Annotated in this window: 19 protein-coding genes, 1 tRNA gene and 2 pseudogenes; 10 read left to right on the forward strand and 12 right to left on the reverse strand. The window is 69.8% G+C overall.

Going from position 1 to position 21,564, the window contains the following annotated elements; genetic code table 11:
* Positions 1 to 37: 37 nt before the first annotated feature.
* Complete coding sequence (locus ACWD3E_RS14235; RefSeq protein WP_451387829.1) at positions 38 to 1,003, forward strand: helix-turn-helix transcriptional regulator; 966 nt, start codon at positions 38 to 40, stop codon at positions 1,001 to 1,003.
* Positions 1,004 to 1,005: 2 nt separating this feature from the next.
* Here the strand turns inward: ACWD3E_RS14235 and ACWD3E_RS14240 are convergent, their stop codons facing one another.
* On the reverse strand, positions 1,006 to 1,698 hold the full coding sequence (locus ACWD3E_RS14240; RefSeq protein ID WP_451388146.1) for a TetR/AcrR family transcriptional regulator: 693 nt from the start codon (positions 1,696 to 1,698) through the stop codon (positions 1,006 to 1,008).
* A 454-nt stretch (positions 1,699 to 2,152) separates the two neighbouring features.
* Positions 2,153 to 3,151 carry a sigma-70 family RNA polymerase sigma factor gene (locus ACWD3E_RS14245; RefSeq protein WP_451387830.1) on the reverse strand — a complete coding sequence of 333 codons (999 nt, stop codon included), beginning with the start codon at positions 3,149 to 3,151 and terminating at the stop codon, positions 2,153 to 2,155.
* A gap of 201 nt (positions 3,152 to 3,352) precedes the next feature.
* Between ACWD3E_RS14245 and ACWD3E_RS14250 the strand changes: the two genes are divergently transcribed.
* Complete coding sequence (locus ACWD3E_RS14250) at positions 3,353 to 3,871, forward strand: N-acetyltransferase family protein (protein ID WP_451387831.1); 519 nt, start codon at positions 3,353 to 3,355, stop codon at positions 3,869 to 3,871.
* A gap of 12 nt (positions 3,872 to 3,883) precedes the next feature.
* Here the strand turns inward: ACWD3E_RS14250 and ACWD3E_RS14255 are convergent, their stop codons facing one another.
* A complete protein-coding gene (locus ACWD3E_RS14255; RefSeq protein ID WP_451350760.1) occupies positions 3,884 to 4,675 on the reverse strand; it encodes a dioxygenase family protein in 792 nt (263 codons plus the stop codon).
* A 127-nt stretch (positions 4,676 to 4,802) separates the two neighbouring features.
* Between ACWD3E_RS14255 and ACWD3E_RS14260 the strand changes: the two genes are divergently transcribed.
* Positions 4,803 to 5,318, forward strand: a complete 516-nt coding sequence (locus ACWD3E_RS14260; RefSeq protein ID WP_451387832.1) for a MarR family winged helix-turn-helix transcriptional regulator — start codon at positions 4,803 to 4,805, stop codon at positions 5,316 to 5,318.
* A 26-nt stretch (positions 5,319 to 5,344) separates the two neighbouring features.
* Here ACWD3E_RS14260 and ACWD3E_RS14265 read toward each other — a convergent pair whose 3' ends face one another.
* Positions 5,345 to 6,880, reverse strand: coding sequence for an MFS transporter (locus ACWD3E_RS14265; RefSeq protein ID WP_451387833.1), 1,536 nt, complete (start codon positions 6,878 to 6,880; stop codon positions 5,345 to 5,347).
* 110 nt (positions 6,881 to 6,990) lie between these two features.
* Entirely contained in the window at positions 6,991 to 7,635 is a 645-nt protein-coding gene (locus ACWD3E_RS14270) for a TetR/AcrR family transcriptional regulator (RefSeq protein ID WP_451387834.1), read from the reverse strand.
* A 419-nt stretch (positions 7,636 to 8,054) separates the two neighbouring features.
* Between ACWD3E_RS14270 and ACWD3E_RS14275 the strand changes: the two genes are divergently transcribed.
* Complete coding sequence (locus ACWD3E_RS14275; RefSeq protein WP_451387835.1) at positions 8,055 to 9,341, forward strand: M6 family metalloprotease domain-containing protein; 1,287 nt, start codon at positions 8,055 to 8,057, stop codon at positions 9,339 to 9,341.
* 27 nt (positions 9,342 to 9,368) lie between these two features.
* Here the strand turns inward: ACWD3E_RS14275 and ACWD3E_RS14280 are convergent, their stop codons facing one another.
* Positions 9,369 to 10,136 (reverse strand): thioesterase II family protein, encoded by a 768-nt coding sequence (locus ACWD3E_RS14280; RefSeq protein WP_451387836.1) that lies wholly within the window; start codon positions 10,134 to 10,136, stop codon positions 9,369 to 9,371.
* Positions 10,137 to 10,295: 159 nt separating this feature from the next.
* On the opposite strand from ACWD3E_RS14280, the gene ACWD3E_RS14285 reads away from it, so the two are divergent.
* A tRNA-Arg gene (locus ACWD3E_RS14285) sits at positions 10,296 to 10,368 on the forward strand.
* A gap of 81 nt (positions 10,369 to 10,449) precedes the next feature.
* Here ACWD3E_RS14285 and ACWD3E_RS14290 read toward each other — a convergent pair.
* From ACWD3E_RS14290 to ACWD3E_RS14300, 3 genes and pseudogenes are all read right to left on the reverse strand, one after another.
* Positions 10,450 to 10,689, reverse strand: a pseudogene (locus ACWD3E_RS14290) (site-specific integrase); the annotation flags it as partial.
* Positions 10,690 to 10,729: 40 nt separating this feature from the next.
* Complete coding sequence (locus ACWD3E_RS14295; RefSeq protein ID WP_451387837.1) at positions 10,730 to 11,236, reverse strand: RICIN domain-containing protein; 507 nt, start codon at positions 11,234 to 11,236, stop codon at positions 10,730 to 10,732.
* Between the two features lie 404 nt (positions 11,237 to 11,640).
* Positions 11,641 to 11,757 (reverse strand): annotated as a pseudogene (locus ACWD3E_RS14300) (tyrosine-type recombinase/integrase); the annotation flags it as partial.
* A gap of 185 nt (positions 11,758 to 11,942) precedes the next feature.
* On the opposite strand from ACWD3E_RS14300, the gene ACWD3E_RS14305 reads away from it, so the two are divergent.
* The 3 genes from ACWD3E_RS14305 to ACWD3E_RS14315 all read left to right on the forward strand — a co-directional run bounded on the left by ACWD3E_RS14305 (position 11,943) and on the right by ACWD3E_RS14315 (position 14,193).
* Entirely contained in the window at positions 11,943 to 12,638 is a 696-nt protein-coding gene (locus ACWD3E_RS14305) for a type 1 glutamine amidotransferase domain-containing protein (RefSeq protein ID WP_451387838.1), read from the forward strand.
* A gap of 270 nt (positions 12,639 to 12,908) precedes the next feature.
* The gene (locus ACWD3E_RS14310; RefSeq protein WP_451387839.1) at positions 12,909 to 13,418 is read left to right on the forward strand and encodes a SigE family RNA polymerase sigma factor; all 510 of its coding nucleotides are present in this window, start codon (positions 12,909 to 12,911) and stop codon (positions 13,416 to 13,418) included.
* Positions 13,419 to 13,479: 61 nt separating this feature from the next.
* On the forward strand, positions 13,480 to 14,193 hold the full coding sequence (locus ACWD3E_RS14315; RefSeq protein ID WP_451387840.1) for a hypothetical protein: 714 nt from the start codon (positions 13,480 to 13,482) through the stop codon (positions 14,191 to 14,193).
* A gap of 77 nt (positions 14,194 to 14,270) precedes the next feature.
* Here ACWD3E_RS14315 and ACWD3E_RS14320 read toward each other — a convergent pair whose 3' ends face one another.
* Both ACWD3E_RS14320 and ACWD3E_RS14325 read right to left on the reverse strand, forming a co-directional pair.
* Positions 14,271 to 15,809: an FAD-binding oxidoreductase gene (locus ACWD3E_RS14320; protein ID WP_451387841.1), complete on the reverse strand. Its 1,539-nt coding sequence runs from the start codon at positions 15,807 to 15,809 to the stop codon at positions 14,271 to 14,273.
* 445 nt (positions 15,810 to 16,254) lie between these two features.
* Positions 16,255 to 17,859: an FAD-binding oxidoreductase gene (locus ACWD3E_RS14325; protein ID WP_451387842.1), complete on the reverse strand. Its 1,605-nt coding sequence runs from the start codon at positions 17,857 to 17,859 to the stop codon at positions 16,255 to 16,257.
* 65 nt (positions 17,860 to 17,924) lie between these two features.
* On the opposite strand from ACWD3E_RS14325, the gene ACWD3E_RS14330 reads away from it, so the two are divergent.
* Positions 17,925 to 18,563 carry a TetR/AcrR family transcriptional regulator gene (locus ACWD3E_RS14330; RefSeq protein ID WP_451387843.1) on the forward strand — a complete coding sequence of 213 codons (639 nt, stop codon included), beginning with the start codon at positions 17,925 to 17,927 and terminating at the stop codon, positions 18,561 to 18,563.
* Between the two features lie 219 nt (positions 18,564 to 18,782).
* A complete protein-coding gene (locus ACWD3E_RS14335) occupies positions 18,783 to 20,600 on the forward strand; it encodes a glycoside hydrolase family 15 protein (protein WP_451388147.1) in 1,818 nt (605 codons plus the stop codon).
* Positions 20,601 to 20,637: 37 nt separating this feature from the next.
* On the opposite strand, the gene ACWD3E_RS14340 is transcribed toward ACWD3E_RS14335, so the two are convergent.
* A complete protein-coding gene (locus tag ACWD3E_RS14340) occupies positions 20,638 to 21,477 on the reverse strand; it encodes an SDR family oxidoreductase (protein WP_451387844.1) in 840 nt (279 codons plus the stop codon).
* Between the last annotated feature and the right edge of the window lie 87 nt (positions 21,478 to 21,564).

Below are 21,564 nucleotides of genomic sequence, written 5' to 3' on the forward strand. Positions count from 1 at the left end.
TCGGATCGCGTCCTATTTCTACGAGATGCTCATAGACATGACGACGGACACACCGGCCCGGCTCCTGCAGCTTCTCTCGCTGCTCCAGACCCCGCGCGAGTGGCCCGGCGGCGAGCTGGCGGACCGGCTCGGGGTGTCCCGGCGCACCGTCCGGCGGGACATCGACCGGCTGCGCGAGCTGGGCTACCCGGTGCAGGCCACGAAGGGCTCCGAAGGCGGGTACCGGCTGGTGGCGGGCAAGGCGATGCCGCCGCTGGTGCTGGACGACGAGGAGGCGGTCGCGATCGCGGTCGGGCTGCGGGCCGGGGCCGGGCACGCGGTGGAGGGGGTGGACGAGGCGTCCGTGCGGGCCCTGGCGAAGCTGGAGCAGGTGCTGCCGGCCCGGCTGCGCCACCGAGTCTCCACCCTCCAGGCCGCCACGACCCTGCTGACCAGCGGGGACGGGGCGAGCATCGCGCCGGAGACGCTGACCGTGATGGCGTCGACGGTGGCCGGGCACGAGCGGCTGCGGTTCGCCTACCGCGACAAGCAGGGCGGCGAGTCCCGGCGGCTGACCGAGCCGCACCGGCTGGTGTCGACGGGGCGGCGCTGGTACCTGGTCGCGTACGACCTCGACCGCGGCGACTGGCGGACGTTCCGCGTGGACCGGGTGAGCGAGCCGTTCGCGACCGGAGTGCGGTTCGCGCCGCGGGAGTTGCCGGAGGGCGGGGCGGCGCAGTACCTGCGGCGGTCGATCGGGCGGCGGGAGACGTACGCCTTCGAGGTGCGCTTCGCCGGGCCGGTGGAGGCGGTGTCCACGCGGGTGCCGGCATGGGTCGGGGAGCCGGAGGCGGACGGCGCGGACGGGTGCGTGCTGCGCGGTACCAGCGAGGACCCGGTGGAGTGGCTGGCGGTACGGCTGGCGATGGTGGGCTGCGAGTTCGAGGTGCGGGCGCCGATGGAACTGGTGGAGTGCGTACGGGAGTTGGCGGGACGGTTGAGCCGGGCGGGGGGCGGCGCCTAGGGTCAGCCGGTCTCGCCCCAGTCGAAGCCCCGCAGCGCCTCCAGGTTGCGCAGTGCCAGGGCGCCCGGGCCGTCCGGGCCCGTCGCCGGGGACGCCGTGTCCGCCCAGGTCTCCACGGCCACCCGGACCGCGGCGCCGGCCACGGCGGCGGCGAAGCGGTGGCGCGGGGTGACCGTCACCGGATGGGCAACGCTGTCCGCGGCGTCGTCACCGGCGGCCTCATCGCCACCCGCGGATCCCTCGTCGCTCGCGGCGTCTTCGTCGCTCGGGGCGTCGCCCTTGCCCGCCTCACTCACGGCCGTGCGCTCCGCCAGAATCTGCGCCAGTGCCCCTTCCGACGCCTGGCACACCTCGGCCCACACCTTGCGCAGGGCGGTGCTCGTGGCGGCCAGGTGGATCAGGGTGCGGACCCACTCCCAGGACACGGCGGAGACGCCGACGCCGGGGGCGAGGGTGCCACGGACGGCATGTTCCAGGGCCTCGGGGACGGTGAGTCCGGGCGGGGCCTCGCGGACCGCTCCCGTCCAGCGCTGGGCACCGGCCGCGTAGAGCGGAGCCACCGCCTCCTCTTTGGTGGCGAAGTACCGGTAGAAGGTGCGCGGGGCGATGCCCGCCGCCTGGGCGATGTCCTCGGCGCGGGTGGCCCGCAGGCCCTGGCTGACGAAGAGGGCCGCCGCCGCGCGGGCGATCTCCATCCGGGTCTCGGCCTTGCGGCGCTCGGTGAGGGAGGCCGGGGCGGAGGCGGAAAACAGCTGGTGGGAGGCGTTGCCGGTGGTGCTGGGGGTGCTCACACCGGCAGGCTATGCCCATGTGGCAGAATCTGCCATCCGGCGGTCCACCCCGGGGTTCAGGTACGGGGTGGACCGCTTTTCCAGCATGCCCGGCAGGCGTACGAAAAGACCGGGCTCCGGCGCCCGGGGGGGGTGGGCGCCGGAGCCCGGCTCTGGGAGGTCCCGGCGCCGGGGGGGGATTGCGTCGGGACGTGGCTCACACGTCAAGGGGAAGTCGATGTGGGGGGCGTGCGAGGCTCGGGAGTGCGGCCCCAGGGGCCCAACTCCTGGGCCCTGAAGGGTTGTTCCCTCGGGCCCCGGAGTTGAAGCGGCGGTACTACGCCATGTTTGCGCCGTCTTTCGCCACCGCGTACGCCGCTTACGCCGCCGCGTCGAAGCCGGTGTCGCGGGCCAGCTTCTTCAGTTCGAGCAGCGCGTGCTTCTCGATCTGGCGGATGCGCTCACGGGTCAGGCCGTGTTCCTTGCCCACCTCGGTCAGCGTGCGCTCGCGGCCGTCCTCGATGCCGTACCGCATCTTGATGATCGAGGCCGTGCGCTGGTCCAGGCGGCCGATCAGGTCGTCCAGTTCCTCGCTGCGCAGCAGCGACATCACCGACTGCTCCGGCGACACCGCCGAGGTGTCCTCCAGCAGGTCACCGAACTGGGTCTCGCCCTCGTCGTCCACCGACATGTTCAGCGAGACCGGGTCGCGGGCCCAGTCGAGCACGTCCGTGACGCGCTCCGGCGTCGAGCCCAGCTCCGCGGCGATCTCCGCGGGCTCCGGGTCGCGGCCGTTCTCGCGGTTGAACTCGCGCTGGACGCGGCGGATGCGGCCCAGCTCCTCCACCAGGTGGACGGGGAGCCGGATCGTGCGGGACTGGTCGGCGATGGAGCGGGTGATGGCCTGACGGATCCACCAGGTGGCGTACGTCGAGAACTTGAAGCCCTTGCGGTAGTCGAACTTCTCGACCGCGCGCACCAGACCGGCGTTGCCCTCCTGGATCAGGTCGAGCAGGGGCAGGCCGCTGCGCGGGTAGCGCCGGGCCACGGCGACGACCAGGCGGAGGTTGGAGCGGATGAAGACGTCCTTGGCCCGCTCCCCCGCGGCGACCAGCGCCTCGAGTTCCTCACGGGTGGCGTCCGACGCGCTCTCCTCGTAGCCGTCGAGGACCTGCCTCGCGAACACACCCGCCTCTATGGTCTGGGACAGCTCGACTTCCTTGGCCGCGTCGAGCAGCGGCGTACGCGCGATCTCGTCGAGGTACATGCCGACCAGATCCCGGTCGGCGATCTCGCCGGCTCGGGCGCGAACACTGCTTGCCGAGTCGGCCGTCTCGCCGGTGGCGGACTGACGACGGGCGACGGCACGGGTTGCCATGCGTGCTCCCTTGCGATGGTGGGCTGGCGGGTGGTCCTGGTGGACGCTCGGCACTACTCGGCGCTCCGGTGGGACTCCGCCCGGTACTCCTCCGAATGCTGCGTCCGACGGAAACAACGACTGGAATCCGGACAGAATTCCCAACCCGCCCCCCGATTTTTCTGATCATGCAGTACCCTGTCCGCTCCACGGGGAGGCGGGATGTCGTCCGGACGTACAGAGGTGCAGGTCAGGCCGGGAGTCGAGGGAGATCTCGACGCCCTCACCGAGCTCTACAACCATTACGTACGCGAGACGCCCATCACTTTCGATACCGCGATCTTCACTTCGGAAGAGCGCCGCCCTTGGCTGCTCTCCCACCCGGAAGACGGCCCCCACCGCCTGATGGTTGCCACGGAGGGGCCGACGCGGCAGATTCTGGGGTACGCCACCTCCAGCCCGCACCGGCCGAAGCCCGCGTACCTGACATCCGTGGAGACCTCGGTCTACGTCGCCCCGGACGCCGGGCGGCGCGGGATCGGCACGCTGCTCTACGGCGCCCTCTTCAAGGCCCTGGCCGACGAGGACGTCCACCGCGCCTACGCCGGCATCGCCCAGCCGAACGAGGCGTCGGCCCGGCTGCACGAGCGCTTCGGGTTCCGGCACGTGGGCACGTACCACGAGGTGGGCCGGAAGTTCGGGCGGTACTGGGACGTGGCCTGGTACGAGAAGGAGCTGTGACCCTGGGACGGGTCAGCCGAACTGCACCGACCGCTTCGCCAGCCCCATCCAGAACCCGTCGATGACGCTGCGCCGGGTGTCCAGCTCACCGGCCGCGTCGGCCGCGCCCATCGTCACGAAGAGGGGCGCGAAGTGCTCGGTCCGCGGGTGGGCGAGCCGCCCGGCCGGGGACTTGTGGGCGAAGTCGAGCAGCGCGTCGACGTCGCCCGAGTCCAGCGCGTGCCGGCCCCAGTCGTCGAACTCCGCCGACCAGCCCGGCACCCCCGCGCCCACGTGCCGCAGGGCGGCCAGGTTGTGGGTGAAGAAGCCGGAGCCGACGATCAGCACACCCTCGTCGCGCAGCGGCGCGAGCTTGCGGCCGAGATCCATCAGCCTGCGCGGGTCGAGCGTCGGCAGGGAGATCTGGAGCACGGGGATGTCGGCGCCGGGGTACATCTCGACCAGCGGGACGTACGCGCCGTGGTCGAGCCCGCGGTCCGGGATGTCCTGGACGGGTACGCCGGGCGCGCGCAGCAACTTCCGCACCGACTCTGCCAGTTCGGGGGCGCCGGGGGCGGCGTACCGCACCTGGTAGTAGTGCTCGGGGAAGCCCCAGAAGTCGTACACGAGCGGGACGGTCCGCGTGGCGCCGAGGGCGAGCGGGGCCTCCTCCCAGTGGGCGGAGACCATGAGGATCGCCTTGGGGCGGGGCAGGCCGGCGGCCCAGGCGGCGAGCTGGCCGGGCCAGACGGGGTCGTCGGCGAGCGGCGGGGCACCGTGACTGAGGTACAGGGCGGGCATGCGCTCCTGCGCGGTGGCGGACATCTCGACGGCTCCCGTTTCCCAGCTTTCCCGGCTGTTTCGATCCAGATGCTTTAACTCTAAAGCTCTCTCGTCGAGAGTAGGCCGGACTTGTTCAAAGTTCAAGGAGCTGCCTCGTACAGTGGGACACATGACTACGGCACCGGACCCCGCCGACGACGCACGGCACCGCTGGCTCGACGACGAGGAACAGCGCGTCTGGCGCGCCTACCTGCACGCCACCACCCTGCTGGAGGACCACCTCGACCGGCAGCTCCAGCGCGACGCGGGCATGCCGCACATCTACTACGGCCTGCTCGTCGGCCTCGCCGAGGCGCCGCGCGGCCGGCTGCGGATGACCGAGCTGGCGATGAACGCGAAGATCACCCGCTCCCGGCTGTCGCACGCGATCGCGCGCCTGGAGAAGAACGGCTGGGTCCGCCGCGAGAACTGCCCCTCCGACAAGCGCGGCCAGTTCGCGGTGCTGACCGACGAGGGCCACGAGGTGCTGCGCCAGACCGCACCCGGCCACGTGACCGCCGTACGGCAGGCACTGTTCGAGCGGCTGAGCCCGGAACAGCAGAAGGCCCTCGGCGAGATCATGGGGATCGTCGCCGAGGGCCTCCAGCCCAACGAAGCGGGTGCCGACCTGCCCTGGCTGCGCTAGACGCGCCAGGACGGGCCTCTACGGGTTCAGTGGGCGATCACCGGCACCGGGAGCTCGTCCTCGACGCCCTCGCCGGAGGTCACGGGCTGGCCGCCCTGCTTGCCGGCGTTGACGAAGGTCACGACGATCACGGACGCCAGCACCAGCATGCCGACGGCGAACCAGATCGCGTTGGTGTAGCCGTGCACCATGCCCTGGGCCTGGACCAGCTGCTGCTGCGGCTTGGTCGCGGCGGTGGCGATGTGGTCCTTGACGTACGACGTCGTCGCCGAGGCGGCGATCGTGTTCAGCAGGGCCGTGCCGATCGCGCCGCCCACCTGCTGGGAGGTGTTGACCATCGCGGAGGCGACACCGGCGTCCCGGGGCTCCACGCCCAGGGTGGCCAGGGACATGGCCGGCATGAAGGCCGTACCCATGCCGAGACCGAGCAGCAGCATCGCCGGCAGCACGGTCGAGGCGTACGACGAACCGATCTCCAGCTGGGTCAGCAGGAACATGCCGGACGCGGCGACCAGGAAGCCGGGGCCCATCAGCAGCCGGGCCGGAACCCGGATCATCAGACGCGCGCCGATCTGGGTGGAGCCGATCATCATGCCCGCGATCATCGGCAGGAAGGCGAAGCCGGTGCTGATCGGCGAGTAGCCCTTGATGACCTGGAGGTAGTAGGTCAGGAAGAGGAAGGTGCCGAACATCGCGATGACCGCGATGCCGAGCGAGAGGTAGATGCCGCCGCGGTTGCGGTCGGCGACCACGCGCAGGGGCAGCAGCGGCGCCTTGACCCTGGCCTCGGTGGCGACGAAGGCCAGCAGGAGGACGGCCGACGCGATGAACAGGGAGACGGTGATCTTGTCGCCCCAGCCGTCGGACGCGGCGCGGGTGAAGCCGTAGACCAGCGCGACCAGGCCGAGGGTGGACAGGACGACGCCGGGGATGTCGAGCGGGGAGCGGTTGCGGCCACCCTCCGGCTCACGGATGACGAAGTTCGCGCCGAGCGCGGCGATCACGGCGAACGGGATGTTCACGAAGAACGTCCAGCGCCAGTCCAGGTACTCGGTGAGCACACCGCCGAGGATGAAGCCGACGGCGCCGCCGCCACCGGCGATCGCACCGTAGATGCCGAACGCCTTGGCGCGCTCCTTGGCGTCGGTGAACATCACGGCGAGCAGGGAGAGCGCGGCAGGGGCGAGCAGGGCACCGAAGACACCCTGGAGGGCGCGGGCGCCGAACATCATGGCGCCGGTGGTCGCCGAACCGCCGAGCGCGGAGGCGGCGGCGAAGCCGATCAGGCCGATGACGAACGCGCGCTTGCGGCCCCACTTGTCGGCGATACGGCCACCGAAGAGCAGCAGGCCGCCGAAGGCGAGGGCGTAGGCCGTGACGACCCACTGCTTGTTGCCCTCGGAGATGCCCAGGTCGGTCTGGGCGGAGGGCAGAGCGATGTTCACGATGGTGGCGTCGAGGACGACCATCAGCTGGGCGAGCGCGATGAAGACGAGCGCTTTCCAGCGGTTTGCGTCGCCGGACGGGGCGAGGCCAGGAGCCTTGAGGGCTGTTTCGGACACGGAGGTACCCACTTCAGAGCTTCGTTGGCGAAAAAGCGATGAGAAATCGAGCTAAATCGAGGTACGGAGGAGGGCTGGCGGTGGAGTCGATGTCGTCGGCGGGATGCCGGTCAGGACCGGCGCAGCTCCTTGAGGTTCACGGCCGTACCCGGCAGGGTCGAGCGGGCGGGGGCCCGCAACCCGTCCAGGAACAGCTGGATATGACGGTGGACGAAGCGGTCGCCCGCGGGACAGTCCGTGCCGGCCGGGGGCCGGCTGAGCTGGGCCACGGCGACCAGCAGGTCGCCGACGCCGACATCGGTCCGGAGCTGCCCGGCCGCCTGGGCGCGGCCCATGATCTCCTCGGCCAGCCGCTCGACCCGGTCCCGGCTGGCTTCCAGGTCGGGGTGATGCTGGTTGAAGGTGGCGGCGACCATCGGGCACAGCGCGCTGATCCGTTCGTCGGCGGCGGCGTGCGCGAAGCTTTCCAGCGCGGCGAACGCGTCGCCGGTCTGGGCAAGGGACTGCTCGGCCGCTTCGGCCGTGCGGTCCAGGACCGAGCAGACGACCTCGCGGACGAGGGCGTCGCGGTCCGGGAAGTTGCGGTACACCGTGGCGTTGCCGACGCCGGCCCGGCGGGCGATCTCGTCGAGCGGCACGTCAGGGCCGTGCTCGACGAACATCTCGCGGGCGGCGGTGACTATCCGCTCCCGGTTGCGCAGGGCGTCGGCGCGAGGCCGGGGAACCTTGCGCTGCGCGGGAGTTGCGGTCTGCACGGCGTACTCCTTACGGACTGAGGGAGGCGATCCGGGGAGGGAGTCCCCATTTCGCTCGGACACAGAGCTAAACGGGGAAGAGCTCCCCGGTTATTTCCCGCTCCGGCGAAACCTTTAAGTGACCTGCCTCACACTTCCTGCCGCAGGGATTACCGCGATCGGCCTCTCCCAGCGCGCGCCCGCCACCCTGCCGACACAGGGTGAGCGCAAGGGTGCAGCCGGAGACCGGCGGCTGCCGTGGAGCGAAAGGGCCATGCATGCAGCCGCAGTCGCCCCGCCGCCGCATACGTCCGCACCGCACATCCGCGCACCGCACAGGCCCGGCCCACACAGACCCGGCGCACATAGACCAAGCACACGCAGACCCGGCGCACGCAGACCCGGCGCACATAGACCGAGCACACATAGACCCGGCCCACATGGGCCCGGCCCACATGGGCCCGGCCCGCACGCGCCCCCGCCGCATGGCCGCCCTCGCCGCGGTGACCGTGCTGACCCTCGCGGTCAGCACCTCGGCCGGGACCGGACATCTCACGGCGCCCAGCACCGCCGGGCCGGCCGGCCTGGCCCGCTCCTCCGCCCTCGCGCCCTGCATGATCCACGGCAACCTCGACGTGGAGATGACGGAGGGAGTCCCCACCCCGTCCGGCTACTCCCGCTCCACGGGCACGGTCCACGCCCTGACCCTGATGATCGACTTCTCAGACGCCCCCGGCAAGGGCAGCGCGATGGACCGCTTCCACGAGTTCTTCCCGCAGACCCAGGAGTGGTTCCGCACCGCGTCCTACGGCCGCCTCGACTACCGCCCCGAGGCGCCCATCACCAACTGGCTGCGGATGCCGAAGCCGTTCCGGGCGTACGGCATAGAGCGCGGCGCCCCCTTCGACCCCGGCTACCGGCAGCTGGTGCAGGACCTCGTGGCCGCAGCCGACCCGACCGTGGACTTCCGCTCGTACGACCTGCTGAACGTGCTGATCACCCCGAACGCGGGCCCCTCCGCGCTGGACACCGTGCTGTCCGTGACCTTCGCCGGCAACGGCGAAGCCCCGGTCGCCGACGGGGTCCCGATCGCCAACGCGTCCTTCGTCTACTCCCGCCAGGACGACGGCTCCGGCACCTTCGCGCGCACCGGCTACCGGGTGCTGCCGCACGAGAACGGCCACACCTTCGGCCTGCCCGACCTGTACACCCAGGAGGGCGGGAGCGCGGTCGGCCACTGGGACATCATGAGCGAGGACTGGGGCGCCAACAACGATCTACTCGGCTGGCACAAGTGGAAGCTGGGCTGGCTGGACGCGAACCAGGTCAGCTGCGCGACGCTGCCGGGCAGCACCGAGTACACGCTGACGCCGCTGTCGCAGGCGGGCGGCGAGAAGCTGGTGTTCGTGCCGATCAGCAGCCGCAGCGGGTACGCCCTGGAGCTGCGCGCACCCGGTGGCAACGACGAGGCGGTGTGCAAGCCGGGCATCCTCATCTACAGGATCGACGCCGCCGTGGACACCGGACGCGGCCCGGTCACCGTCTACGACTCCCGCCGCAACAGCGGCGGCTGCACCAGCAGCCCCAACGTCCACGCGGAACTCTCCGACGCCCCCTTCTCCCCCGGCGAGTCCTTCAAGGACCCCCGCCACGGCATCACCGTCGAGGTACTTCCGGCGGACTCCGACGACAACTTCCGCATCAGGGTGACCCGCAGCCAGGCGTGAGGGAACCGGGGGGCGGCTCGGACGACCTCAACGGCCCGCCGAGTCAAGATCCTCCACAATCGTCGCGATCATCCGGCGCAGCTCGGAAGGCTCGGGAAAATGCCCTCCGGCGACAAGATCAAGACGAAATTCCGCGGTCGTCTCCGCACTCCACGGCGTCATCCGCTCCGGCGAGGCCATGGGGTCGTCGGTGCCCGCGAAGGCCCGGATCGGGATGTCGAGCGGCACGGCCGGCCGCAGGGTGTGACTGCTGAGCACGGTGAGGTCTGCGCGCAGAATGCGCAGGATCCCCTTGAGGATGACGGGATGGGCAAAGACCTCGGGCGGCGTCCCCCCGAGCTCACGCAGATACCGCACCAGCCCGTCATCGGGCCCGTCCCACCCACGGACTTCACGCAGCTCGCCGGGTGCCGGACTGTGAGCGATGAACAGCTTCCTCGGCAGCGGCATCCCCCGCTCCCGCAGAGCATGCGCAAGCGCCCAGCTCACCCGCCCGCCCATGCTGGCGCCGTAGCAGGCGTACGGCTCCTTCAGGACCGGCTGCACCGCGTCCACCAGCTCGTCCACGAGCGACGTCATGTCGAGGTGGGGCTGCTCGGCGAACCGGTCCATCCTCCCCGGCAGTTGGACGGCAATGGGCTCGATGTGCGGGGGCAGCAACCGCGACCACTCCCGAAAGCCCGCGGCACTCCCACCGGCATGATGAAAACAGAGCAGCCGCACGCCAGCGCTGTCCCCCTCACCGGCCCGCAAACGCCGCAACCACCGCCGCGCGCCCTCACCCACCAGCTCCATACCGTGACCCCTCCCCCGTACCGGACACCGCACCACCCTCACATCTAGCAGACGCCACTCAAGGCGGCCCCGGGCACAGAGCACCACCATCCGGCGAACCACGCAACGACCGAAGCCATCCGCTACGCTGTCCCCAGCCAGGCCTGCGCGGCCGAGCACGCCTTCGTAGCTCAGGGGATAGAGCACCGCTCTCCTAAAGCGGGTGTCGCAGGTTCGAATCCTGCCGGGGGCACAGACAGAAGGGCCAGCTCAGGAGGGATTTCCTCCCGGGCTGGCCCTTCGGCGTTTCAGGGGTCGTGCCACAGGCGTGCCACTACGGGCCCGCAAGGTCCTTCTCGGAGGGCTCGGAGGCCACTCCCCCGTCGCCCCGGATCATGGCACCGAGCCGCTCGGCGATGGCCCGGTCCCGGTCGCTGGTCATGTGCTGGTAGATCAGCGCGGCGCGCGAGCCGCTGTGGCCCATGCGGGTCATCAGCTCGCGCGTGCTGGCGCCAGCCGTGGAGGCGAGCGCATTGCCGGTGTACCGAAGGTCGTGGAAGTGCAGCTCGGCCCGGCCCCGCGTCGAGTGACGCGGGGCCGGAGCAACGCGGATCTCAGCCCAGTCGCCAGAGCTGGTCGCCGTTGCCGTTGCAAGGCCACTGGATGTTGGTCACGCCGGGGAAGTCGTACCCGTTGTAACGGCCCAGGCACATGCCGGAGTTCTTGTTGATCAGGCCGCCCCAGCCATCAGAGCCCTTGTCGTAGTACCACTTCTGATCCTCGTTGTTGTTGCACTCCCACGCGGACGCGTCGGCGCCGGCTGCCGTCGATCCCTTGTAGATGCCCAAGCAGTTGCCGAGGTCGTTGGTGATCATGTAGTAGGTGCCGAAGCTGTCGCTGCCTCGGCGGGTGAAATGCCACGTCTGGTCGGCACTGTCATGGCAGTTCCACATGAGCGTGAGGCTGTTCCGCTGCCCGTCCGTGGTCCCCAGGCAGTAGGCCCCGTCCTTGGTGAACAGGTGGGGCGTGGAGGCCGATGCGGTCGGCGCGGCGAGCACGGACGCGGTGGTCGCGGTCACGAGCGCACCGAGCAAGGCGCCCAGTCTCTGCTTGTTCGTCATGGTTCCCCGATTCCCCCGGAGTTGAAATGGCGCATCTTTCATGCGCATGACAGATCATACGTGCTGTTGATCATTCCGCGTCCTGGCCTTCGACTGGCGTGCCGCTCTTGGCGCGACAGGCCGGGGCTTGATTCGACGCCGGGCAGGAAGCTCAGCACCCCGCCGAGCCCCCGAATGCGCCCCGGGCTGCCCAACTGACCAGGCCCCCACCCGAGTTACTTCGGTTCCACTATGGGGGAGTTAGCGGGAAGGCCTCTACAGGCTGTTCCACCAGTCCAGCGGTTTGATCAACAACCAAACCCCACCGAAGACCACAACCACGTAACCGATCCAGAACAACGGCGCGTTGGCGCTGCGCCTCAAGGATCTCCTCTGACATCTACTTCTGACATCAACGGGGGCGGTCACTGGCGACCGGGGCGCCTGCGCAGCAGGCGGTCCATATGGCTCATGGCTTCGCGCTGCGCGTCTTGGACGACGTGGGTGTAGACGTCCGTGGTGATGCTGATCTGGGAGTGGCCGTCGCAGAGCTGCTGTTTTTTTGGCACCAGAATTTTATTTCCGCTTCTTGATGCTCATATCTGGTGCACGTGCATCGATCGGCCGCAAGTTGTAGATTCCACGATGCCTGCTCACACTTGCCGCATAGGTTTCAAATCGGTTGTTCCATGCCCTTCCCGGGCGGCGTCTTCCAGAGGAGCATCTGATGGCCAAGATCCTGTGCGTGATGACCGGCGCAAGCTACTGGACCCTGAAGGACGGGCATCGACACCCCACCGGGTACTGGGCCGAGGAGTTCGTGGCGCCCTACAGCGTGTTCACCGGCGCCGGGCATGAGGTCACCGTGGCAACTCCGGGTGGAGTCGTGCCCGTTGTGGACACGATGAGTCTGAGGCCCAGTATGGCGGGCGGCGAGGAGAACGCCCTCCGGGAGGAGGCCGTCATCGAGGAGGCGGAAGAGCTGCGGCACCCCATCTCCCTCAAGGAGGTGCGCCTCGAGAACTATGACGCGGTCTATTACCCCGGAGGCCATGGCCCGATGGAAGACCTTTCGGTCGACCCGGACTCCGGGGCACTCCTACGGAAGGCACTCGCTTCCGGCAAACCTCTCGGCGTCGTCTGCCATGCCCCGGCCGCTTTCCTCGCGACCCGTGACGCGAACGGCGAGACGCCTTTCGCGAACTACCGGGTGGCGGGTTTCTGCAACGAGGAGGAGGCCGGCGTCGGTTTCGCCGACAAGGCCAAGTGGCTACTGGAGGACGAGCTGAAGAAGCTGCCCACCGAATATTCGCGGGGTCCTGCCTGGGAGCCCTACACGGTCACGGACCGCAACCTCTTCACAGGGCAGAACCCGGCTTCCTCGGGTCCCCTCGCCAAGGAACTCGTCAAGGCTCTGTCCTAAAAAGATCTACCTGATCCCGCTCGGGGGCAGCCCGCGGTGCTGACGTCGGACCTGCGTGGAAGCCTGTAGTGGAGTTTCCGGGCACCGCACCAGGTGCCGAAGCCCCAGGTCAGCGACCCCGCGCCCCCGCCTCTCTCCTGAAGCGGGGGTCCCAGGTTCGAACCCTGCCGGGGGCACAGAGAAGTACCTGGCCAGATTTCTACTTCCGGGGTGGGACGTAACCCTGCGGCCACAGCGTCTTCAGAGTGTGGACGACGAACAGGATCTCGGATGAAGCGCCGGTACGAAGAGGAATTCATGGCGTTTGCCGCTGCGCGATCCGCACCTCTGTTCCGCTCTGCGTGTGTCCTCACCAGCGGTGATGTGCACCTCGCGGAGGACCTGGTGCAGGACACGCTGGGCCGGATGTATGCCAACTGGCGCAAGATCGCGCAGATAGACGACCCAGCGGCCTACACCCACACCGTCCTCGTACGGACCTACCTGTCCTACCGCCGCCGGCGCAGCAGCTCTGAGCAGCCCACCGGCACCCTGCCGGACTCCGGTGCCGTCATCGAGCACGACGCCACGCTGCGGGTCACGTTGCTCGACGCTCTCGGCCGGCTCTCCGCCCGGGACCGAGCCGTGCTGCTCCTGCGCTACTGGGAGGACCGCAGTGTCGAGCAGACCGCCGCGATCCTTCAGGTCCGGCCGGGCGCGGTACGCAACCAGAGCATGCGCGCGCTCGCCCGGATCCGGGACCTTCTGGGCCACGACCTGTCCGAGCTCGTCAGCCCCTGACCCCGGTGCCGCGGCACCTACCTCGCCCTCTTCACCGACCCCCGAAACGCGGTGACCCGTCATGCCCATCGAAGAAGACTTCACCGAAGCCCTCCGCACCGCCCTCCTGACCGTCGAGCCGCCCAACGCTCCGTCACTTGTGCAGGCCGGTGTCCGCAACGGCCGGCGCAGGCGCCGCCGTCGCGCCGCGGCCGTCGGCGTGAGCGGAGCAGCCGTACTCGCGCTCGTCGGGCTCGGCGCGGCGGTCGTTCCCGGACTGTTGTCCGACGGACGGACAGCTGACCACACGCTCGCCGGTCCGGCGGCCTCGGCCACAACCGGCTCGGCCACGGCATCCGCCACCCCGAAGCCGACCTTCACCGGCACACTGCCCGCCGACCGCGCCCTTGCCACCCTGACCGCGCTGCTGCCGAGCGGCCTGGCCCATTCGAGCCCGCCTGGCGGCCGGCAGTCCGGGCAGCTGTGGGTGGACGACGGCCACGGGAAGTCGCTGCTCGAGGTGCACGTATCCCGGCAGACCTCCACCACCGCGCTCCGCAGCCACGTCTTCGCCGGCACGACACCCCTGGCCGACGGAACCCTGATTCAGTCCCGGCAGGCACCACCCGGAACGGGCCCCGGGCACATGGCGGTGAACGTACTGCATCCTGACGGGCTCTACGTCACGCTCATGGAGTGGCAGGCACCGAGCCAGAACGCCCCGGCGACCCGTACCACGCCGATCCTGACACTGGCCCGACTGAGGGCCATCGCAACCAGCTCGCAGTGGCGGTAACGCTGCCTTTTGCCACTCCCGAACAGCGGCCCGTATGACCCTCGTTGACCGACCTCTGTACCCGGAAAGAGAGGGCGTCAGGTGTTGATCCCCTGTGGATAGCTGAAGAAGTCGGTCGGATCGTATTTCCGCTTCACCCTTACCAGCCGGTCGTAGTTCGCACCGTAGTAAGCCCGCCGCCAGTTCTTCAGAGTCGGATCCGGGAAATTCTGATACGAATGCCCAGGAGGCGTGTTACCGAAAACATCGTAGTAGAACTCACGGAGCCAGTGCAGATTCGCGGTCTCAACCCGGCGCGGATCATAGTCCGCCCAGGAGGTCTCGGCAGCGAAGATGAACACGGCGTTCCGGTGCACGAACGCGGTCGCATCCGGCGGCACCTGGTTGATCTCGCCGCCGAGGGCGAACATCGCGAACCCAGCCCCGTCCTCGTTGCCGCTGCCCGGCCAGTCCAGCAGTTTCTCGGCGGCGGCACCGACCTGCTTGTCGGTCAGGAGCGTCCGGGAAGTGAGAACCGCCGACTTGGCGGCGAACTGTTCCACCGGCGTGGTGGCGCTCAGCAGCACGCTCGCCTGACCGGGAGTGACCTCGCGGACGGACGCGCTGTTGCGGGCGCGCTCCTCGGCCGTGCCGATGCTGAGCAGCGGAGCCAGGATGTCGCGCAACTCGTCAAGGGGGCCGTAGTACTGGCCGATGGCGTTGACGTTGGCGTTGGCGCGGATCTGGTCCCTGGCAAGCCCGTGGGTCCCGATGCCGACGCGAAGGTGGAAACGCTTGTTGTCCAGGGTGTTCACGGCGATCCGCTGCGCGGTGGCGATCACCGACAGCACGGAGTCCAGGCTCCAGCGCAACTGGTAGAAACCCACGTTGCCCTGGAACTGCTCGTACTGGAACGTGAATGAGGTGTTGACACCGAAGTTGTTTCCCGCCCCGCCGCGGCAGGCCCAGAACAGGTCGGAATGCGAGCCCCGGTCGGCCTCCACCACGCGGCCGTCGGCGAGTACCACGGTCGTCGAGACCAGCCGGTCACAGGTCAGACCGAACATCTTGTCGCTGAAGCCGATACCGCCGCCGAGCACCAGTCCGGCCACCCCGACCGTGGGGCAGCGGCCGGTCGGCACGAAGATCCCCCGGTCCTCCAGCAGCGGGTGCAGGTCGCCATTGGTGACCCCGGCTCCCAAGGTGACCGTACCCGCGTCATGGGTGACCTTGATCGGCCCGTAGGTCCGGGTCCGGGCGCGGGGGCCCGGCAGCGGGTTGACGGCGATGCTTTTCATGCGGGCCATGTAGAGCAGCAGGCCGGTGGTGCTGGAGTACCCGGCGTAGTTGTGGCCCAGCCCGGAGCGGGGCACGGCGGGCAGCCCCACCGCGCGGGCCCAGCGGACCGCCGCGCGGACATCCCCGGTGGTGGCGCACGCGACAATTCCAGCGGGGTGGATCCCGGCGTAGCGGTGGTTGAACGGGAGCGCCAGCGGCGAGTAGTTGGAATCCCTTGGCCGGTAGAGGGTAGAACGCGATGACAGCGCGTCGGCCAGCCGCTTCCAGTCCCGAGGGCTGACCCGATCCACCACCTCGGTGGGTGACGCAGCAGCGGGTGGTGCCTGCAGACCCGCCATCCCCGTCCCCAAAGCACCCAGTGCGCCTACCCGCACTACGCCCCGCCTGCTGATCACAGTGGCTGCCCCTCACGAGAATCGCCCCAAAGAGGCGATCGCCTCCCTGTGAAGTCAACCGATCGCCGGTCGGCACAGCCGCACAACAGGCCCCGCCCACAGGCCCGCAACCCCAAAGAGTGCCCGGCATACCGCCGAACGGGCCGCACAGGGGAAGAAGCGGCGCCCAACTGACGCGACAAGGCGGAAGCGTTCGCCTTCCGACAACCCGGCTGTCTCGCCAACGGCTCGATGTGCCGCGATTACGGCAGCCCATGCAAGGCTCTCGCGGCAGCCACCTCGCCGACGGCGCGTAGATGCGCGGCCTCCATGAGCCGGCCGGCGACATCCGCCAACTCGGGAGACTCGATCTGCAGCCGCCGAACCTCATGAGCCGGCCGCACTCTTGTCAGTCGAGCAGGACGCCGGGATTGAGGATGCGGTGGGGGTCCAGGACGTCCTTGGCGGCGCGCAGTGCCAGTGCGAAGGGCTCCGGGCGCTGGAGGTCGTAGCCGGGGCGGTGGTCGCGGCCGACGGCGTGGTGGTGGGTGATCGTGGCGCGGTGGCGGTGCAGGACGTCGGTCGCGGCGGCTTTGATGTCGTCCCAGACCTCGACCTCGTCGCCGGGCCGGCCGGCGACGGCCACGGTGAAGTAGGGGGCGGCGCCGTCGGGGTAGACGTGGGTGAGGCGGCAGTTGATGGTGGCCGGGCGTCCGGTGGCTTTCGAGGCGGCGGCGCCGACCTCGGTGCGGACGGCGTCGATCAGGGCGGGAATCGTGTCCCAGGTGGCGGCGGTCTCGAAGGTCTCGACGACGGCCCCCATGCGGGCCAGGCCGTCGCGCAGGTAGGGCATGCGCAGGAACGCCGAGCGCCAGGCGCTCACGGCTGTGTCGGCCGGGGCGTCGCGGTCCGCTGCCGGAGCCTTGCCGCGGCCGCCGTGGGCGCGAACCAGGTCCACGGCGGCCGTGAGGCGGTCGTCGACGGGGGTGGTGGCGGACTCGAAGCCCAGGACCAGGACGGCGGAGCCGTCGTGGGAGGCGCCGGACAGCAGCGCCTCGCCGGGGTCGAGCAGGCGGCAGTTGGCCGGGGCGAGGTCGGACTGGGCGATGGCCCGCACGGCGTCCAGCGCGCGGTGGAAGTCGGCGAAGGCCATGGCCGCGGAGGCTTTGTGGCGGGGGCGTTCCTGCAGGCGCATCCATGCCTCGGTGATGACGCCGAGCGTGCCCTCGGATCCGAGGAAGAGCCGGTCGGGCGACGGTCCGGCGCCGGATGCGGGCAGGCGCCAGGACGTGCCGGCTCCGGCGGGCGTGACCACGCGCAGGGACTGCACGAAGTCGTCGATGTGGGTGTGGACGGTGGCGTAGTGGCCGCCGGCCCGGGTGGCCAGCCAGCCGCCGAGGGTGGAGAACTCGAAGCTCTGCGGGAAGTGGCGCAGGGTCAGGCCGTGGGGCCGCAACTGGTCTTCCAGCACGGGGCCGAGGGCTCCGGCCTGGATACGGGCTGAGCGGCTGGTGGTGTCGATCTCCACGACGCGGTCCATCGCGGTCAGGTCGAGCGAGAGGACTGCGTGGTGGGTGTCGCCGCGGTACTCCACGCCGCCGACCACCGAGGAGCCGCCGCCGAAGGGGATGACGGCCACGCCGTGCCCGCCGGCCCAGTCCAGCAGGTCGGCCACGTCCTGGTCGCCGGCCGGGTGGGCGACGAGGTCGGGGATCCGGCCGGGCCGGCCGCGCAGGGCCCTGATGACGTCGCGGTACGCCTTGCCCATGGCGTGGGCGGCGCGTGCCTGCGGGTCGGCGGTGACCAGGTGCGCCAGGGAGGGCGGGGGCGTCGCGGCAGGGCGGCCGATGGACAGGTCGGCGATGCGGGGTACCGGCAGCGGGTGGGCCAGGGTGCCCGGCAGCAGGGACCCCATCGCGGCGCATTCGGCGTCGTCGGGGTGGGCGTCGGCGTAGCCCCAGCCCCACCAGGAGCGGGTGCGGGAGCTGCGGGGGTCGGTCGCGGCGGCAGGCATGGATGCGCTCCAGGGTCCAAGGAATTTACCCGTCGGTAAATTACCCTAGGGTAAGATCTGGTTCCATGACAATGCTCTCCTCCAGGGCCGGCACCAAGGGCGTGCCGAGGGCCGCGCGCGAACGACAGGTCCTGGCCGCGGCCACCGAGGAGTTCGGCCGCCACGGCTACGAGGCCACCACCGTGGCCGCCATCGCCACCCGCGTCGGCGTCACCAAACCACTCGTGCACCAGTACTTCGGCAGCAAGCAGGACCTCTACCTCGCCTGCCTCGACCCGGTCGGCGACCGGCTGCTGGGCGCCATCCGCGCCGCCATGGCCGAACAGGACGCCGGCGCGCCGCCCACGCCCCTGCGCGTGCTGCACGCCCTGTTCACCGCCCTCGACGGGCAGCGCGAGGCATGGTTCGTCCTCTACGACCCCTCGCTGCCGCCCGACAGCGAGGCCGCCCACCGCGCGGCGTACTACCGCGACGCCATCGACGACCTCGCCGCGACCGGCACCGCCGACCTCCTGCACGCCGCCGGAACCAGCGACCCGCTCGACGCCGACGCCCTCAAACACGCATGGCGGGGCCTGTGCACCGCCCTGGTCCGCTGGTGGATCAACCACCCCGACCAGTCACCCGAGGTCATGACCCGGCGCTGCGCACGGCTCCTGGGAGCCGCCCACACCATCCTCACCAGCGGTGACGCCAGCACGTGAGCCGGACCGACGCCCCACCCTCCGCCGCAAAGTGCATGGGCTATCACCGGCAGTTGGTCCTCAGCAGCGAGTTCTCGTGGAGATGCGCGGCCTGAAGGACATCGGGCGTGGCCTCGCCCCCTCGCCCCTCGCCCCCTCGCCCCTCGCGCCGCATCCCGTGGCAGCCTCGCCGCACAGGGCGGACAGTGGACTAAGAGGCATCCGGGAAGCGAGGTGAGCATGGACCGTTACCCGCCCATTGCCGACCACGGCCTCGTCGGTGACCTGCAGACCGCTGCTCTGGTGTCGTCCCAGGGGGTCGTCGACTGGTTCGCGGCTCCCCGGTTCGACTCGCCCAGTGTCTTCGCCGCTCTGCTCGACCACGACCGCGGCGGCTACTTCCTGTTCGCGCCGGAAAGCCGGAACACCACCTGCAAGCAGCTCTATTACCCCGACACCGCAGTCCTGGTCACACGGTTCATGTCGCCTGACGGGGTCGGCGAAGTCTTCGACTGCATGCCACCGGATCGCACCGGCACCCCCACCGACAGGCATGTACTGATGCGCGGTGTGCGGGCGGTGCGCGGAACGGTGCACTTCACTTTGGAGTGCCGTCCGCGCTTCGACTACGGCCGGGCCACCCACCGTCTCGACCTGCAGGACGGTACCGCCACGTTCCGGGCACCGAACGCCACCGCCTGTCTGCAAAGCACCTTCCCCCTGCAGCAGGACGGCACGGACGTGCGGGGTGCGGTGACCTTGAGGGCGGGTGAGATGGCCGCGGCGGTGTTCACCGTCGGCGGACCCGATGACGGCCCCCCGCCGCCGGTCACCCCGGACCGGGCGATGGATCAGTTCTGGGACGTGGCGGACTTCTGGCAGCGCTGGGTGCGCTCCTCCCGGTACCGCGGCCGGTGGCCGGGTGTGGTGCACCGCTCGGCCATCACGCTCAAGCTGCTCACCTATGCGCCCACAGGTGCGCCCGTCGCCGCCGCGACCATGGGTCTGCCCGAGCAGATCGGGGGTGAACGCAACTGGGACTACCGCTACACCTGGGTCCGCGACGGCTCCCTGTCCGTGCGTGCCCTGCTCGACCTGGGGTTCGCGGAGGAGGCGACGCAGTTCACGCGCTGGCTGAGCGACCGCCTCCAGGCCCGGGAGGGCGTCGATGGCGAGCCGTTGCAGATCATGTACCGCGTCGACGGAGACCCCGAGGTGCCGGAAGAGGTTCTCTCTCACCTCGAGGGCTATCGGGGTTCGTATCCGGTGCGGGCGGGGAACGCGGCGGCCGATCAGTTGCAGCTGGACATCTACGGAGAGGCGCTCTATGCCTTGTCGGAAGGGCGTGAGATCGCGGTGGGAGGCAGCTACCACGGCTGGAAGAACCTCGCGCGGACGCTGGACTGGCTCGCCGATTCCTGGGATCGCCCCGACGAAGGCATCTGGGAGACCCGTGGCGGGCGCCAGGACTTCACCTTCAGCCGCGTGATGGCGTGGGTGGCCTTCGACCGGGGGCTGCGCCTGGCGAGGGAGCACAGCCGTCCCGCCGACGCTCCTCGCTGGACCGCGGCTCGCGACGCGATCCTCGAACAGGTGATGACGCGAGGCTGGAACGAGAAGGAGCAGGCCCTCGTCCAGCACTACGGAAGCGATGTCCTCGACGCTTCGCTGCTGCTCGTTCCGCGCGTCGGGTTCCTGGCGCCCAAGACGGTGAGCTGGCTGTCGACCTTGGACGCGATGGAACGCACGCTGGTATCGGACAGCCTCGTCTACCGCTACGACCCTGCGGCCTCCCCGGACGGTCTGCAAGGCTCCGAAGGCACCTTCAGCCTCTGCACCTTCCTCTACGTGGACGCTCTCGCCCGCGCCGGACGGATTCGTCCGGCACGTTATGCCTTCGAGAAGATGCAGACCTATGCCAACCACGTCGGCCTGTTCGCCGAGGAGATCGGCCCCAGTGGCGAGCAGTTGGGCAACTTCCCGCAGGCTTTCACGCACCTGTCGCTGATCATGGCCGCCACCACCCTGGACGACGCCCTCGACCAGCAGCGCGACTGAGAACGGTCCCGGCTGTCGCCCGAGGTCGCGTGGCGGTTCAGCCGCCGGTGGCGAAACCGGGAAAGAGGGTCATGCCGCCGTCCACGTAGAGGGTGGTGCCCACCACATAGTCCATGAGGTCCGAGGCGAGCCCGACGGCCGCGTGGGCGATGTCCTCCGGATCACCGACCCGCCCGTAAGGAATCAGCGCCAACAGGGCCTTCTCGGCATCGGGGGTTTCCCAGGCGCTGCGATTGATGGGCGTTCTGATGGCTCCCGGAGCAATTGCGTTGACCCTGATCCTGTGGGGCGCGAGTTCCTGGGCGAGCGTCGCCATCATCATCTGTACACCGCCCTTGGAGGACGCGTAGTTGACGTGACCGGCCCAAGGGATGAGCTGGTGCACAGAGCTCATACAGATGATCTTCCCGGCCGCGCGCGACACCTCGGGGACGACCCCCCTCCTCAAGAACTCCTTTACCGCCTCCCGCGCGCAGAGGAACTGGCCGGTGAGGTTGACGTCCAGCACCTTCTGCCACTGGGCCGTCGTCATCTCGGTGAACGGAGCGTCGCGCTGCAGCCCGGCGTTGGCCACGAGGATGTCGATGGTCCCGAAGTCCTGCACCATCCGTTCGATCATCGCGACGACCTGGTCCTCCTGGGACACATCGGCCTCGTACGCCATCGCGCGCACCCCGAAACCGGAGATCTCCTCGACCACCCGCTCGGCCTCCTCGCGCCCGGCGACGTAGTTCACGACCACGTCGGCTCCGGCACGCCCCAGGCCGATGGCCGTCGCCTTGCCGATGCCCGAGTTCGCGCCGGTGACGAGCGCCTTCTGGCCTTTCAGCAGCTGTGCGGGAATGACGCCCTGAGGGGCCCCCTGAGTCACGCTCACGCCGGTCCTCCTTCTCGAGTGGCTGCCCTCACGACCTCATGCGGCTCCTGAGCACGGACCGAACCGAACGGGTCGGCGCTGCCAGGT

This window comes from Streptomyces sp. NPDC002676 (assembly GCF_053592455.1).

What these genes read in the sequence shown, in the direction of transcription:
- ACWD3E_RS14240 (WP_451388146.1), bottom strand. Translation starts at nt 1,698, where the DNA reads ATGGAGATCGCCCGCGCGGCGGCGGCCCTCTTCGTCAGCCAGGGCCTG.
- ACWD3E_RS14330 (WP_451387843.1), top strand. Translation starts at nt 17,925, where the DNA reads ATGACAATGCTCTCCTCCAGGGCCGGCACCAAGGGCGTGCCGAGGGCC.
- ACWD3E_RS14305 (WP_451387838.1), top strand. Translation starts at nt 11,943, where the DNA reads ATGGCCAAGATCCTGTGCGTGATGACCGGCGCAAGCTACTGGACCCTG.
- ACWD3E_RS14280 (WP_451387836.1), bottom strand. Translation starts at nt 10,136, where the DNA reads ATGGAGCTGGTGGGTGAGGGCGCGCGGCGGTGGTTGCGGCGTTTGCGG.
- ACWD3E_RS14250 (WP_451387831.1), top strand. Translation starts at nt 3,353, where the DNA reads ATGTCGTCCGGACGTACAGAGGTGCAGGTCAGGCCGGGAGTCGAGGGA.
- ACWD3E_RS14320 (WP_451387841.1), bottom strand. Translation starts at nt 15,809, where the DNA reads ATGGCGGGTCTGCAGGCACCACCCGCTGCTGCGTCACCCACCGAGGTG.
- ACWD3E_RS14295 (WP_451387837.1), bottom strand. Translation starts at nt 11,236, where the DNA reads ATGACGAACAAGCAGAGACTGGGCGCCTTGCTCGGTGCGCTCGTGACC.
- ACWD3E_RS14260 (WP_451387832.1), top strand. Translation starts at nt 4,803, where the DNA reads ATGACTACGGCACCGGACCCCGCCGACGACGCACGGCACCGCTGGCTC.
- ACWD3E_RS14310 (WP_451387839.1), top strand. Translation starts at nt 12,909, where the DNA reads ATGAAGCGCCGGTACGAAGAGGAATTCATGGCGTTTGCCGCTGCGCGA.
- ACWD3E_RS14275 (WP_451387835.1), top strand. Translation starts at nt 8,055, where the DNA reads ATGGGCCCGGCCCACATGGGCCCGGCCCGCACGCGCCCCCGCCGCATG.
- ACWD3E_RS14255 (WP_451350760.1), bottom strand. Translation starts at nt 4,675, where the DNA reads ATGTCCGCCACCGCGCAGGAGCGCATGCCCGCCCTGTACCTCAGTCAC.
- ACWD3E_RS14335 (WP_451388147.1), top strand. Translation starts at nt 18,783, where the DNA reads ATGGACCGTTACCCGCCCATTGCCGACCACGGCCTCGTCGGTGACCTG.
- ACWD3E_RS14315 (WP_451387840.1), top strand. Translation starts at nt 13,480, where the DNA reads ATGCCCATCGAAGAAGACTTCACCGAAGCCCTCCGCACCGCCCTCCTG.
- ACWD3E_RS14325 (WP_451387842.1), bottom strand. Translation starts at nt 17,859, where the DNA reads ATGCCTGCCGCCGCGACCGACCCCCGCAGCTCCCGCACCCGCTCCTGG.
- ACWD3E_RS14235 (WP_451387829.1), top strand. Translation starts at nt 38, where the DNA reads ATGACGACGGACACACCGGCCCGGCTCCTGCAGCTTCTCTCGCTGCTC.
- ACWD3E_RS14245 (WP_451387830.1), bottom strand. Translation starts at nt 3,151, where the DNA reads ATGGCAACCCGTGCCGTCGCCCGTCGTCAGTCCGCCACCGGCGAGACG.